The organism is Vibrio sp. Isolate24 (genome assembly GCF_022398215.1).
GTDB lineage: Bacteria > Pseudomonadota > Gammaproteobacteria > Enterobacterales > Vibrionaceae > Vibrio > Vibrio coralliilyticus_A.
Genome location: NZ_JAKEUU010000008.1, coordinates 61,369 through 75,291, shown reverse-complemented (window position 1 = coordinate 75,291; position 13,923 = coordinate 61,369). Strand labels below are relative to the sequence as shown.

The following is a 13,923-nucleotide window of genomic DNA, read 5'->3' as shown; positions in this document are numbered from 1 at the left end:
GGAAGATAACTCATGTCTGAAAATTACGATTCATCGAGTATTAAAGTACTAAAAGGTCTGGACGCGGTACGTAAGCGTCCTGGTATGTACATCGGCGACACGGATGATGGTACCGGTCTGCACCACATGGTTTTCGAGGTGGTGGATAACTCAATTGATGAAGCGTTAGCGGGTCACTGTAAAGACATCGTTGTGACTATTCATGAGGACAGTTCAGTATCCGTTCGCGATGACGGTCGTGGTATCCCGACCGAAATGCACCCAGAAGAGAATGTATCAGCAGCCGAAGTGATCATGACGGTACTTCACGCTGGTGGTAAGTTTGATGATAACTCTTACAAGGTATCAGGCGGTCTGCATGGTGTTGGTGTATCGGTAGTCAACGCATTATCCAAACAAGTGACTCTGACCATTCACCGCGGTGGCCAAATCCATACGCAAACCTATCATCATGGTGAACCGCAAGCGCCACTTGCTGTTATTGGTGAAACGGACAAAACAGGAACAGAGATTCGTTTCTGGCCTAGTGAAGAAACCTTCTCAAACACAGAATTCCATTACGACATTCTGGCTAAGCGTCTACGTGAGCTTTCTTTCCTAAACTCGGGTGTGTCTATCAAGTTGCGCGATGAGCGTGAAGAAGACAAACAAGATCACTTCATGTACGAAGGTGGTATTCAGGCGTTTGTTGATCACTTAAACACTAACAAAACGCCGATTATTGAGAAAGTATTCCACTTCAACGCTGAACGTGAAGATGGTATTGCCGTCGAAGTGGCTATGCAGTGGAACGATGGCTACCAAGAAAACATCTACTGTTTCACTAACAACATCCCTCAGCGTGATGGTGGTACGCACCTAGCAGGTTTCCGTGCGGCGTTAACACGTACACTGAACTCGTTCATGGACAAAGAAGGCTTCTCGAAAAAAGCAAAAACCGCCACTTCAGGTGATGATGCGCGTGAAGGTCTAACTGCAGTTATTTCTGTCAAGGTGCCAGATCCTAAATTCTCAAGCCAAACCAAAGACAAACTGGTTTCTTCTGAAGTGAAATCTGCGGTTGAATCTGCAATGGGTGAAAAACTGTCTGAGTTTTTAATCGAACACCCAGCAGAAGCGAAAACGGTGTGTACTAAAATCATTGATGCTGCGCGCGCTCGTGATGCCGCACGTAAAGCGCGTGAGATGACTCGTCGTAAAGGCGCGCTAGATCTAGCAGGCCTGCCAGGTAAACTGGCTGACTGTCAGGAAAAAGATCCTGCGCTCTCTGAACTGTACATAGTGGAGGGTGACTCGGCAGGCGGCTCCGCAAAACAAGGCCGTAACCGTAAGAACCAAGCGATTCTTCCACTGAAAGGTAAAATCCTCAACGTAGAGAAAGCACGCTTCGATAAGATGTTGTCTTCGCAAGAAGTAGCGACGCTTATCACCGCACTTGGCTGTGGTATCGGCCGTGACGAGTACAATCCAGATAAATTACGCTACCACAACATCATCATCATGACCGATGCCGATGTCGATGGTTCACATATTCGTACGTTACTGTTGACCTTCTTCTACCGTCAAATGCCTGAGCTGATCGAGCGTGGCTACGTATACATCGCTCAGCCGCCACTTTACAAAGTGAAGAAAGGCAAACAAGAGCAGTACATCAAAGATGAAGATGCAATGAACCAATACCAAGTGTCCTTAGCACTTGATAACGCATCTTTGCACGTAAATGCAGAAGCGCCAGCGCTAGCAGGTGAAGCGTTAGAAAAGTTGGTTCAGCAGTATAATGCGGGTATTAAGCTGGTGGATCGCATGAGTCGTCGTTATCCGCGTGCGCTAGTGCATGAACTCATCTATACGCCTCGCCTAACAGCAGAGCAGTGCCACGATGCGGCAGCAGTAGAAGCGTGGACTAAGCAGCTTGTTGAGCAGTTAAACGCAAAAGAAGTGGGCGCAAGTCAGTACAACTTTGAAGTTGAACAACATGCAGAGCTTGGTTTAAACCTACCAAAGATTGTCGTACGCACTCATGGTGTGACGCATGAGTATGCACTAAGTATTGATCTGATTAATTCGAAAGAATATGGCAAACTGGCCGATCTATCTGAAGCGCTTAATGGTCTTCTCGAGGAAGGTGCTTATATCAAGCGTGGTGAACGTACTCAACCAGTAACAAGCTTTGTTGATGCGCTTGAGTGGCTTATCAAAGAGTCTCGTCGTGGTCTAAGCCTACAGCGCTACAAAGGTCTGGGAGAGATGAACCCTGAGCAGCTTTGGGAAACCACAATGGACCCAGAAACGCGCCGTATGATGCAGGTAACGATTGAAGATGCAGTAGGTGCAGACCAACTATTTACGACATTAATGGGTGACCAAGTGGAACCTCGTCGTAACTTTATCGAAGAGAATGCGCTGAAAGTAGCAAACCTAGACGTTTAATCACTACGATGCGTCGTTATTTCGCATAATTTCTGCGTTCGGCGTACTCACATACACTTGTATGCTGCGTGCGCCTCACTTGAACTAATGCGAACTAACTTAGCCTCGAAGCAATTAAATTGATAGCTTCATTGTATTTAAAGCACTGCCTATTGGTGGTGCTTTTTTATGCCTGTAAGGTATTGAAAAATATTGGTTTGGCGAAATAATTGAAAATAATTCCTTGAAACTACTTTGCTCAATCCACATATCTAGTTGTGAAGAGGAAAGCTGTCTTGCTCCCGAGAGAAGAAACAGAACTTCACTAACCGCTGATAAGGTATCGCTCAGGAGAGGATGATCTTAGAGGCACACCATTGAACTTGATTCGACACTAGCTCCCAGAGTTAATAAAACCCGAGGAGTAGTGGATGAATCCCTTAGTCGGCAAGGCTCGAATACAAAATCGAACCGAGCGAACTCACGGCTAAGACTATTGCTTACTAAAAGGATAGCATTATGAGAACTGTAGATTTCACTCCACTTTACCGCAACGCAATCGGCTTCGATCGTCTATTCAACATGATGGAAGCGAATACATCGAAAAATTCTTCTGGCGGTTACCCTCCTTACAACATCGAGCAAAAAGATGAGAATCACTACCGTATTACCATGGCGGTGGCAGGTTTCGCTGAAGAACAGCTCGATCTGACTCAAAAAGAGAACATGCTGATCGTTAAGGGTGAACGTAAAACAGAAGAAGAGAAGCAATACGTGTATCAAGGTATCGCAGAGCGCGATTTCGAGCGTAAATTCCAGCTAGCAGACTATGTAAAAGTTGTCGGTGCAAGCATGGAAAATGGTCTGCTACACATTGACCTAGAACGCGAAATCCCAGAAGCGATGCAACCACGCAAAATTTCCATTAATGGGAGTAAACTGTTAGAAGGCTAAAATATCTATCGCTCCGATGAGCGTATGTGTTGAAAGTTAGAGTGAAAGAGCACCATCTAGGTGCTCTTTTTTGATCTAACCGAAGCCGTTACTTAGGCTTCCTGATACGCTTTCTCGACTTCTTCAGCAATAATCTTGATGCCTTTCTGCATCATGTCGTCTTCTTGAACGTAGTTCATGCGCAGGCACTGGTGTGCGTGCTCCCAGTCGTCTTTCTGACCAATAAAGAAGTACTCACCTGGTACGATTAATACGCCGCGTGCTTTCAGCCTTTGGTAAAGCTCCATAGTGGTGATTGGCAGCTCATCAAACCAAAGCCATAGGAAGATCGCTCCTTCTGGTTTGTGAATGCGAAAACGTGAGTCTGTGATGGCAGTTTGTAGAAGTTCGACAGCTCGCTGAGATTTTTGCTTATAAAACGGCTTGATAACATTGGTGCTGAGATTTAGCAGGTCATCATTCTTAATCATATGGTGACCCAACGCAGGGCCCAGGCTTCCAGGAGCCAAACTGATGATGCCATTCATATTGGTCATGGCCTGAGTCACTTCTTCACTTGCAATCACTATCCCGCAACGTACACCCGGAAGGCCGAGTTTAGACAGGCTCATACAAAGGATGGTGTTTTCGTTCCAGAACGGCTGAACATCTTCAAAGATGATATTCGGGAATGGCAGACCATAGGCATTGTCGATGATGAGCGGAATGTTATTTTCACGCGCCAGTTTATCCAGCTTATGGATCTCTTCATCAGTGAGCACGTTGCCGGTTGGGTTGGTTGGCCGTGATGCACAAATGGCGGCAACCGAGTCATCGACTTTGAGCTGTTCGAAATCAACGTGGTATTTAAACAGGCCATTGTCGAGCATTTCAATTTCTGGGTGGTAGGAGACAAAAATATCTTCATCAACGCCTGCATCGCCGTAGCCAATGTATTCAGGCGCTAAAGGCAGCAAGATTTTCTTATGCGAGCCATCTGGCTGCTGACCCGCCAGCAGGTTGAACAGATAAAAGAAGCCGCTCTGACTGCCGTTGGTCAAGCTGATGTTTTTTTCTGATATGTTCCAACCATAAGTGTCTTTTAATAACTTAGCCAGAGCTTTTACAAACGCGTCTTTGCCTTGCGGGCCATCATAGTTGGCCATGGCGGCTACGAGGTCCCCGTTGGCGAGCATCTCCTCACTGGCTTGGCGAAAGTATTCAAGCATGGCTGGAATAGCGGCTGGGTTACCACCTCCGAGCATGATCGCACCTGGCGTGCGTAGGCCGTCGTTTAAGTCATCCATTAAACGCGTGATACCGGAATACTGATTGAATTTTTCACCAAACTTAGAGAATTGCATTTGTAGTTATACCTAATTCATTGTGATTGCTTTAAGTGTAATAGTTACTAGTCGAAGCTAGTAATTCCACGACTCACCTTGAGCGTTGTGGTCTATGGATAATAGGGTAATCCCTGAACATACCTTAATGTGATTACGAGGCAAAGCACAAAATTCCGTCACTGATAAAAACAAAGCCCAACTCCGAGGAGTTGGGCTTCGTAGAACCTATATTGTTCGAGATATTACTTCTGTAGAAGTGAAATATCCGCGATCTGTAGGAACAGGTTACGCAAGTTGTTTAGTAGCGTTAGACGGTTCTTCTTAAGCGCTTCGTCATCAGCCATGACCATGACGTTATCGAAAAACGCATCAACAGGCTCACGCAGGTCTGCAAGCTTGCTTAGCGCTTGTTGGTAGTTACCTGTTGCGAACGCTGGCTCTAGCGCTTCTGTCATTACTTCAACGCTTTCTGCCAGTGCTTTCTCTGCGTCTTCTTGTAGAAGTGATAGATCGATGTCTGCTGCTAGCTCACCATCGAACTTGGCTAGGATGTTGCCTACACGTTTGTTCGCCGCAGCAAGTGCTTCCGCCGCTTCCAGTTCACGGAAGTGAGAAACCGCTTTAACACGTTGGTCAAAGTCAGCTGGCTTAGTTGGACGATTCGCCAGTACCGCTTGGATGATATCCACGCTGAAACCTGCATCTTGGTACCATGCGCGGAAACGACCTAGCATAAAGTCGATAACATCAGCTTCTACGTTGTCGTTGGTCAAACGGTCACCAAACAGAGATTTTGCCTTAGCAATTAAATCTGTTAGGTCTAGGTTGTAGCCGTTTTCTACGATGATACGAAGCACACCTAGTGATGCACGGCGAAGTGCGAATGGGTCAGAACCCTTAGGCGCTTGGCCAATACCGAAGATACCAACGATCGTATCTAGCTTGTCAGCCATTGCTACCGCAGATGAGATACCAGTGCTTGGCAGTTCGTCACCGGCGAAACGAGGCATGTACTGCTCGTAAAGTGCCAGTGCAACTTGCTCGTCTTCACCATCGTGAGTCGCATAGTGCATGCCCATTACACCTTGAGTATCGGTAAATTCGAATACCATAGATGTCATTAGGTCACACTTAGCCAGTAGGCCTGCGCGCTTAGATTTCTCAACGTCAGCGTCGATTTGCTCAGCGATGTAGCCAGCAAGCTCTGTGATGCGGTCTGTCTTGTCTTTGATAGTACCAAGCTGCTTCTGGAAGATCGCTTGCTCTAGTTCAGGCAGGCGGTCGATAAGAGGACGCTTACGGTCAGTGTTAAAGAAGAACTCTGCATCCGCTAGACGTGGACGTACTACCTTCTCGTTACCTTCGATAACATAACGAGGTTCTTTCGATTCGATGTTAGAAACAAAGATGAAGTTTGGTAGTAGCTTCTTGTTTGCGTCACCGTTCTCGTGTGAATAGACGGGGAAGTACTTCTGGTCACCTTTCATTGTGTAAACCAGCGCTTCAGAAGGCACCTTTAGGAACTCTTCTTCGAACTTCGCCGTCAGTACCACTGGCCATTCAACCAAAGAAGTCACTTCTTCAACTAGGTCATCTTCGAGATCAGCAACACCGCCAACGGCAGCCGCTGCTTTTTGTGAATCTGCAAGGATGATGGCTTTACGCGCTTCGTAATCTGCCATCACTTTACCGCGCTCTTCTAGGATCGCTGGGTATTGCTCTGCAGATTCAATCGTGAATTCTTGCTCACCCATGAAGCGGTGACCACGGATAGTGCGATCTGATGCTACGCCTAGGATTTCACCTTCGATAAGGTCAGAGCCCATCAGCATAGTCAGTGTTTTAACTGGGCGGATAAACTGAGTAGTCTTGTTACCCCAACGCATTGGCTTAGCGATAGGCAGGTTGCCCAGTGCTTTAGCTGCTAGGTCGACAACGATTTCAGACGTTGCTTGGCCTTTCACTTCCTGTTTGAAAAGAAGCCATTCGCCTTTGTCTGTTACTAGACGGTCAGCTTGCTCAACTGTGATGCCGTTACCACGCGCCCAACCCTGAGCGGCTTTCGTCGCGTTACCGTCCGCATCGAATGCGACAGAAACTGCTGGTCCACGTTTCTCTACCACTTTGTCTGCTTGGCCTTCAGCCAATGCAGTAACTTTAAGTGCTAGACGACGAGGAGCGGCGTACCATTTCACGCCTTCGTGTGCTAGGTCTGCGCCTTTAAGCTCCGCTTCGAAGTTTGCTGCGAACGCTTCCGCTAGAGTGCGAAGTTGCGTTGGTGGTAGCTCTTCCGTACCCAGTTCAATTAGAAATTCTTTTGCCATGATTACTTCTCCTCGTTGCGGCACATTGGGAAGCCAAGAGCTTCACGTGATGCGTAGTACGCTTCTGCAACCGATTTAGTCAGGTTGCGGATACGAAGGATGTAACGCTGGCGTTCTGTTACCGAGATAGCTTTGCGTGCATCAAGAATGTTGAATGCATGACCCGCTTTAAGAATGCGCTCGTAAGCTGGAAGCGGCAGTGGCTTCTCAAGCTCAAGTAGCTCTTTGGTTTCTTTTTCACATTGGTCGAAGAAGGTGAATAGGAAATCGACGTCTGCGTGCTCGAAGTTGTAAGTTGACTGTTCCACTTCGTTCTGGTGGAAAATGTCACCGTAAGTGACTTTGCTGCCGTCTGGTGCGATGTTCCATACGAGATCGTAAACCGAGTCTACTTCTTGGATGTACATAGCGAGACGCTCGATACCGTAAGTGATTTCACCGGTTACTGGCTTACATTCAAGGCCGCCAACCTGCTGGAAGTACGTAAACTGAGTCACTTCCATGCCGTTTAGCCACACTTCCCAGCCTAGGCCCCATGCGCCTAATGTTGGGTTTTCCCAGTTATCCTCGACGAAACGAATGTCGTGAACCAGAGGATCGACACCAAGTACTTCTAGAGAACCTAGGTACAGCTCCTGAATATTGTCTGGCGATGGTTTTAGCGCTACTTGGAATTGGTAGTAGTGCTGAAGACGGTTAGGGTTTTCACCATAACGGCCATCGGTAGGACGACGTGAAGGTTGTACGTAAGCTGTAGACATTGGCTCTGGGCCAAGCGCTCGTAGACAAGTCATTGGGTGAGAGGTACCCGCACCCACTTCCATATCTAGCGGTTGAACAATGGTACAACCATTTTGAGCCCAATAATCCTGCAGCGCGAGGATCATTCCCTGGAAGGTTTTGATATCGTATTTTTGCATAAGTCAGGTTCGCGCGATTCTTCTGTTGCTGTTATTGATCAAATGTTCGCCGTAGTCATGACGATTTCTATCACTTTCAGCACATTAATATAATGAAAATAACAATCAAGTATACCCAGATATTGCGTAGGGGAGTAGGGCTAATCTTGATTAATTCCTAGTCAGAATTCTCCTTTAATGGATTTTTAATGGCTTATTCGTCCAAATTTTCCTAAAAGGAAGTTTTTGACCACTTTGTTACTTGAGAAATGACATAGAGCTGGATAGAATTGCGCCCATCTTTGGGGAGTAGCTTACCAACACAATCAGCCTGATTGTTTGGTTCGTTCGTCAACATAATTGGTGCACAATCACCATGGCGCTCGAGACTCATCGCCTGATGGGTTTAGCAAGACCTTAGATAAACATCGTGAACCGGGGTGGGGCACGAGGTTTGTCTTAGGTTTAAAATAATTATCCCTGCCTCAATGAGCATGTCGTGAGCGTTTTAGCTATTTCAATTACCACTGTCGCTTTAGCCGAAATTGGTGACAAAACCCAGCTATTGTCTTTACTGTTGGCCAGTCGTTATCGAAAACCGATACCGATTATCGCCGCTATTTTCTTCGCTACTATTGCCAATCATGCCCTTGCGGCTTGGTTAGGTGTGGTTGTGGCCGACTATTTATCACCAGAGGTGCTTAAGTGGGTCGTGGTGGCAAGTTTTCTCGCTATGGCGGGTTGGGTGCTGATTCCAGATAAGTTGGATGATGACGATGAAATTTCCAACCGAGGGCCGTTTGTCGCCAGCTTTATCGCGTTCTTTATCGCTGAAATTGGTGATAAAACTCAGATTGCCACCTCTATCTTAGGAGCTCAGTTTGCTGATGCGCTGACGTTTGTGATTATAGGTACTACGCTGGGTATGCTGGCAGCCAATGTTCCTGTGGTTTTAATTGGTAAATTGTCGGCCGATAAGATGCCGCTCAACCTGATTCGTAAGGTGACGGCTCTGCTATTTATCGCTTTGGCGGTTGGTACCGCGTTTTTGTAAAAAATGTCGCTAAAGTGTGGTAAAAATCGGATATTTGGTGGAGAAATGCGATAGATCAAACTCTGTGCTAAATTCGTGTAAGGGCGTGATCGCTGACATATTAGTGTCATACTTGTCATGCTAACTTAACGGTGTGAATGATGTTACTCAAGGTCTGAGGAATTCTGTTTGTTCTTCAAACACCTAGAGTATAGCGAGAGGGCAACATTATGCTTACACGTTATATGGGGATGACCCCAAAGAGTCAGAGTTATCTATTCACTTTCGGCTTGGTACTGTGTTTACTGGCAATGGTACTGACCGACATGTGGCTACCGATTGTTGCAGGTTCATTTGTGTTGACCGCGTTGACGGTTGAAGCCTGGATTCGAGTCGCGCACATTATCCCAATGCACGAAGAAATGCGGGCAATGCAAAAACAGCTGAGAAAATTGCAATCTGAAGTCCACACCATTGAATATGACGAATAAACAAACGGCTGCCCCAGGCAGCCGTTTTTCATTTCAATTAGTTTAGCGTTAACGCTAATCCATTCCTTTCTTGATCAGGTACTGATAAGGCAGCTCTTCAGTTTGAGCCGCAATCAGCTGGTGATCCATAAAGCGGCAGAAGCTCGGAATGTCACGTGTGGTGGATGGATCATCGGCTTTTACCAGCAGAATCTCACCCTCTTGCATGTTACGGATTGTCTTCCTGACCATCATCACGGGCTCCGGGCAGCGCAGTCCTTCTGCCTCTAAAGTTTGGGTCGCCTGTTCTGAATTGATTGTCATGGTCATATCTTTGTTACCTCAATAGGGGGTAGATAATACTGGTGAAGAAAAAATATTCAATAACCCCTTGGCAAAGCGATCAAATTGTTTTAACTTAGTTAACAAGTTGGTAACATTTAAAACAAGGAGCGCTTATGTTGACAGCTTTAGATCGTCTAACCATCTATTCCGTGCTGTGCTTTATTTCTTTTTGCGCACTTGTTTTACGTACACCAGCAGAATCGTCGTTTATGCCTTTGCTTGGCATGGTTGCGACGGTTGTAGGGATTTGGCTCGAGATGCATCGTTGGCCGAGCGCATCTGAAGAGCAAGAAAATTGATGGTTGAACTTCCAACAACCATTCTCAATTGTAACTACGCTCAATTACATTCCGACACTATCCCCATTTTTCTTGGGCTTCCCCGCTGAAAGGCGGGATTTTTTTTATCTAAAGAGTACAATTCAATAAATATACCCTTCATTTTAAGTGGCTATTTGTGGAATTAGAAGACATCTATCGCCGTGATCTGAATTTGCTGGTGGCGTTGCGGGTTTTAATCGAAGAGTGCAGCGTCAGTAAGGCAGCACATCGGCTTAATCTTAGCCAGTCTGCGATGAGTCGAGTGTTAGGTCGGCTGCGTGACATGCTGGGTGACCCCTTGTTTACGCGTCAGGGTCAGCATCTGATTCCAACCGAAAAAGCGCTCGAGGTCGACAAAGCACTGGGAGAGCCACTGGAGTCGCTGCGCCAAGTGTTGTCACCGATGCAAACTGAACCGCAAAGCTTTGAGAACACCTTCAATATCGCCACCACTGACTATGCGATGCAGACTATTCTGCCCTTTGCTTTGCCGCGTATTTATCAGGAAGCGCCCAATGTGTCGATTAATTTTCTACCTCTGCAACATGACCGATTAGCTGATCAGTTGACGTATGAGGGGGCGGATTTAGCCATATGCCGACCCATTGGTCCAGTGGAGCCACTGCGCAGTGAAATTCTTGGGCGTGTAGGGGTTTTATGTCTCTTATCTAAACAGCACCCGTTGGCCAACACGTCACTCAGTTTGAAGGACTACCTTACCTATCCACATGCGATGATTGCTATCAGTGATGGCGTCAAAGCGTTAATTGAGCAGGCTCTGGTCGATCAGCCAAAACGAAAAATGGTGCTGCGGGCTTATCATCTGGAAGCGGCATTGGCCATTGTGGATACCATGCCGCTGATCATTACGGTGCCAGCGGATTTAGCTTATCTGGTTGCAGAGCGTTACGACTTGGCGGTTAAACCTTTGCCGTTCCAGTTCACGCCGTTTGATTATTCTATGATCTGGCATGCACGTTGCGAGCACTCACCAGCACAGGAATGGCTGCGATCTGTGGTGAGAGAAGAGTGTAGTCGTTTGATTGCCAAACGTATCGCAGATATGGGATTGGATTAACACTATTTCTATCGATACAAAAAGAGCCAGCAATGCTGGCTCTTTTACTTTGAATCTTAGAATTACAGCTTAATCACAACGCGACCTGTTACTTGACCGTTAGTGATATCTTCTGCGTACTTTGGTGCATCGGCAAGAGCCACCTCAGTACAGGCTTGCTCAAAGTAGCTGTCAGGTAGTATCTCAACCAGCTTTTCCCAAGCGGCGATACGCTTCTCTGTTGGGCACATCACTGAGTCTACGCCTTGCAGGCGAACATTACGCAGAATAAAAGGCATCACGGTTGTTGGTAGGTCAAAGCCACCAGCCAGACCACAAGCAGCTACTGCGCTGTTGTAATCCATTTGCGCCAGTACTTTAGCCAGTACTTTGCTGCCCACGGTATCAACGGCGCCAGCCCAAACTTGTTTTTCCAGCGGGCGTGCGGGTTCTTCAAACTCGACACGATTAATGATGCGGCTTGCGCCCAGCTTTTCTAGGAGAGGACCATTTTGTTCAACGCGGCCAGTGACCGCCGCCACTTTGTAGCCGAGCGTTGCCAATAGCGTTACCGTTACTGAACCCACACCACCACTGGCACCTGTGACCAGAATTTCACCTGACTCAGGTTTGACACCAGCGTCGATCAGCGCTTGAACACACAGCATGGCAGTAAAGCCAGCTGTGCCAACCATCATGGCTTTTTTGCTGTCGATCCCTTTTGGCAGTGGTACCAACCAGTCTGCTTTTAGGCGCGCACGTTGAGCCATGCCACCCCAGTGATTCTCGCCCACACCCCAGCCAGTTAATACGACTTTATCGCCGACTTGGTAGCGATCATCATCTGAGTGAGCAACGGTGCCTGCCATATCGATGCCCGGTACCATAGGGAAGCTGCGGATGATCTTACCTTTGCCAGTGATCGCCAGACCATCTTTGTAGTTGAGTGATGAGTAATCGACATCGATTAGTACCTCGCCTTGTGGCAATTGTGCTTCGTCGATTTGTTCTACAGAGGCGATGGTGCGTTTTTCTTCTTGGTTTAGAATCAGTGCGTTAAACATAGATGGTCTCCACTACGCGGTAGCAAACATTTAAAAACTGATATTGAGTGTAGACTGAAAGTCACTATGACTAAAATGAAACTTTAGCATTATATACATGCATACAGTGCATTGCGGAAAGCCGTATTGGGCAGTAAAGAAAAAGCCAGTCATGTGACTGGCTTTTTGATGATTAAGAAAGGAAAAACTTATACGACGGGTTGTCGGTTTCGTCTTTGCATTGATAGCCCAGCTCTCGCAAATGGGCGGAAAAGCGCGATAAATCGGCTTCATCCAGTTCAAAGCCACACAATACTCGACCATAGTCGGCACCATGATTGCGATAGTTGAACAGACTGATGTTCCAATGTGTACCTAATGTGCTGAGGAATTTCAGCAATGCACCTGGGTACTCTGGGAATTCAAAGCTGTATAGGCGTTCCTTCAGCTGCTTCGATGGTTTACCACCTATCATGTAACGAATGTGCAGTTTTGCCATTTCGTCGTCTGACAAGTCGACCACAGGGTAACCACCTTCACGCAGATCGTGAATGATGTGTTCCAGCTCTTCCTGCCCACCTTGTAGACGAACACCGACAAAAATGTTGGCCAGATCGTCATCGTTGTAGCGGTAGTTGAACTCAGTGACCGCTCGGCCGCCAATCAGGTTACAGAACTCAAAGAAAGCGCCTTGGCGTTCTGGAATCGTGACTGCCAGCAGGCCTTCACGTTTTTCACCCAGTTCACAACGCTCAGAGACGTAGCGCAGACCGTGGAAGTTCGTGTTCGCACCCGACAGAACAGTACCTAGGTTGCTGTTCTTAAGCTCGTTTTGCTCAGCGTACTTCTTCAAACCAGCTAATGCTAGCGCGCCAGAAGGCTCTGCGATAGCACGCGTATCTTCAAAGATGTCTTTGACTGCGGCACAAATCTCATCGCTGGAAACGGTAATGTGCCCATCAAGGTATTTTTGACACAGGCGGAAGGTTTCTTCACCGATGCGTTTTACCGCGACGCCATCAGCAAACATGCTGACCTGATCGAGAACGACGGGCTCACCGGCATCTAAAGCTGCCTTAAGACACGCAGAATCTTCGGGTTCAACCGCAATGACTTTGATTTCAGGCATCAGTTGTTTAACCAGCACTGCCACACCCGCTGCTAAACCACCGCCACCAACTGGGACGAAGATATGATCGAGATGACCATTCTGTTGCAGCATCTCCATACCAATGGTGCCTTGGCCCGCGATCACTAATGGGTGATCAAAAGGAGGCACAAACGTATAGCCATGTTGTTCAGATAAACGCTCGGCTTCGGCTTTGGCTTCATCAAAGTTATTGCCGTGCAGTACCACGTGACCGCCAAAACCACGAACCGCTTCGACCTTAATGTCAGGTGTGGTTTTTGGCATCACAATCGTGGTTTTGATACCAAGCTTAGTGCCGGAAAGCGCCATACCTTGGGCATGGTTACCCGCTGAGGCGGCAATCACGCCAGCAGCCTTCTGCGCTTCAGACAAACTGGCAACCATATTGTAGGCGCCACGTAGTTTGAACGAATGAACTGGCTGGCGGTCTTCGCGCTTGATTTGCACCTTGTTGCCAATCCGTTCACTCAGGCGTGGCATTTCCTGCAGAGGCGTTACTGTTGCTGCTTCATAAACCGGAGCTCTTAAGATATGACGCAGATAGTCTGCGCCAGTCTGATGAGCTTTCCCTGAAAAGAGAGAATCAGACATAAG

Annotated in this window: 12 protein-coding genes; 6 read left to right on the top strand and 6 right to left on the bottom strand. The window is 47.2% G+C overall.

What is annotated here, in order from left to right; all coding sequences use genetic code 11:
* Window positions 1-12 precede the first annotated feature (12 nt).
* Together gyrB and L1D23_RS19730 are read left to right on the top strand one after the other, a co-directional pair.
* A complete protein-coding gene (gyrB, locus tag L1D23_RS19735; protein WP_239870897.1) occupies window positions 13-2,430 on the top strand; it encodes a DNA topoisomerase (ATP-hydrolyzing) subunit B in 2,418 nt (805 codons plus the stop codon).
* Between the two features lie 498 nt (window positions 2,431-2,928).
* Complete coding sequence (locus tag L1D23_RS19730) at window positions 2,929-3,363, top strand: Hsp20 family protein (RefSeq protein WP_239838819.1); 435 nt, start codon at window positions 2,929-2,931, stop codon at window positions 3,361-3,363.
* A gap of 92 nt (window positions 3,364-3,455) precedes the next feature.
* Here the strand turns inward: L1D23_RS19730 and L1D23_RS19725 are convergent, their stop codons facing one another.
* From L1D23_RS19725 to glyQ, 3 genes are all read right to left on the bottom strand, one after another.
* A complete protein-coding gene (locus L1D23_RS19725) occupies window positions 3,456-4,706 on the bottom strand; it encodes a valine--pyruvate transaminase (protein ID WP_239870894.1) in 1,251 nt (416 codons plus the stop codon).
* Between the two features lie 224 nt (window positions 4,707-4,930).
* The gene (glyS, locus tag L1D23_RS19720; RefSeq protein WP_239870891.1) at window positions 4,931-7,012 is read right to left on the bottom strand and encodes a glycine--tRNA ligase subunit beta; all 2,082 of its coding nucleotides are present in this window, start codon (window positions 7,010-7,012) and stop codon (window positions 4,931-4,933) included.
* 2 nt (window positions 7,013-7,014) lie between these two features.
* Window positions 7,015-7,932 carry a glycine--tRNA ligase subunit alpha gene (gene glyQ, locus L1D23_RS19715; RefSeq protein WP_043009582.1) on the bottom strand — a complete coding sequence of 306 codons (918 nt, stop codon included), beginning with the start codon at window positions 7,930-7,932 and terminating at the stop codon, window positions 7,015-7,017.
* Window positions 7,933-8,410: 478 nt separating this feature from the next.
* On the opposite strand from glyQ, the gene L1D23_RS19710 reads away from it, so the two are divergent.
* Together L1D23_RS19710 and L1D23_RS19705 are read left to right on the top strand one after the other, a co-directional pair.
* A complete protein-coding gene (locus L1D23_RS19710) occupies window positions 8,411-8,965 on the top strand; it encodes a TMEM165/GDT1 family protein (RefSeq protein WP_239870888.1) in 555 nt (184 codons plus the stop codon).
* Between the two features lie 209 nt (window positions 8,966-9,174).
* Complete coding sequence (locus L1D23_RS19705) at window positions 9,175-9,435, top strand: hypothetical protein (protein ID WP_006957484.1); 261 nt, start codon at window positions 9,175-9,177, stop codon at window positions 9,433-9,435.
* 54 nt (window positions 9,436-9,489) lie between these two features.
* Here L1D23_RS19705 and tusA read toward each other — a convergent pair whose 3' ends face one another.
* A complete protein-coding gene (gene tusA, locus L1D23_RS19700) occupies window positions 9,490-9,738 on the bottom strand; it encodes a sulfurtransferase TusA (protein WP_038514221.1) in 249 nt (82 codons plus the stop codon).
* 134 nt (window positions 9,739-9,872) lie between these two features.
* Between tusA and L1D23_RS19695 the strand changes: the two genes are divergently transcribed.
* Window positions 9,873-10,058 (top strand): hypothetical protein, encoded by a 186-nt coding sequence (locus L1D23_RS19695; RefSeq protein ID WP_006957487.1) that lies wholly within the window; start codon window positions 9,873-9,875, stop codon window positions 10,056-10,058.
* Window positions 10,059-10,215: 157 nt separating this feature from the next.
* Window positions 10,216-11,157 (top strand): LysR family transcriptional regulator, encoded by a 942-nt coding sequence (locus L1D23_RS19690; protein ID WP_064488914.1) that lies wholly within the window; start codon window positions 10,216-10,218, stop codon window positions 11,155-11,157.
* Window positions 11,158-11,219: 62 nt separating this feature from the next.
* Here L1D23_RS19690 and L1D23_RS19685 read toward each other — a convergent pair whose 3' ends face one another.
* Together L1D23_RS19685 and ilvA are read right to left on the bottom strand one after the other, a co-directional pair.
* On the bottom strand, window positions 11,220-12,200 hold the full coding sequence (locus L1D23_RS19685; protein WP_239870885.1) for an MDR family oxidoreductase: 981 nt from the start codon (window positions 12,198-12,200) through the stop codon (window positions 11,220-11,222).
* A 172-nt stretch (window positions 12,201-12,372) separates the two neighbouring features.
* Window positions 12,373-13,920 (bottom strand): threonine ammonia-lyase, biosynthetic, encoded by a 1,548-nt coding sequence (gene ilvA, locus L1D23_RS19680; RefSeq protein ID WP_021456905.1) that lies wholly within the window; start codon window positions 13,918-13,920, stop codon window positions 12,373-12,375.
* Window positions 13,921-13,923 lie beyond the last annotated feature (3 nt).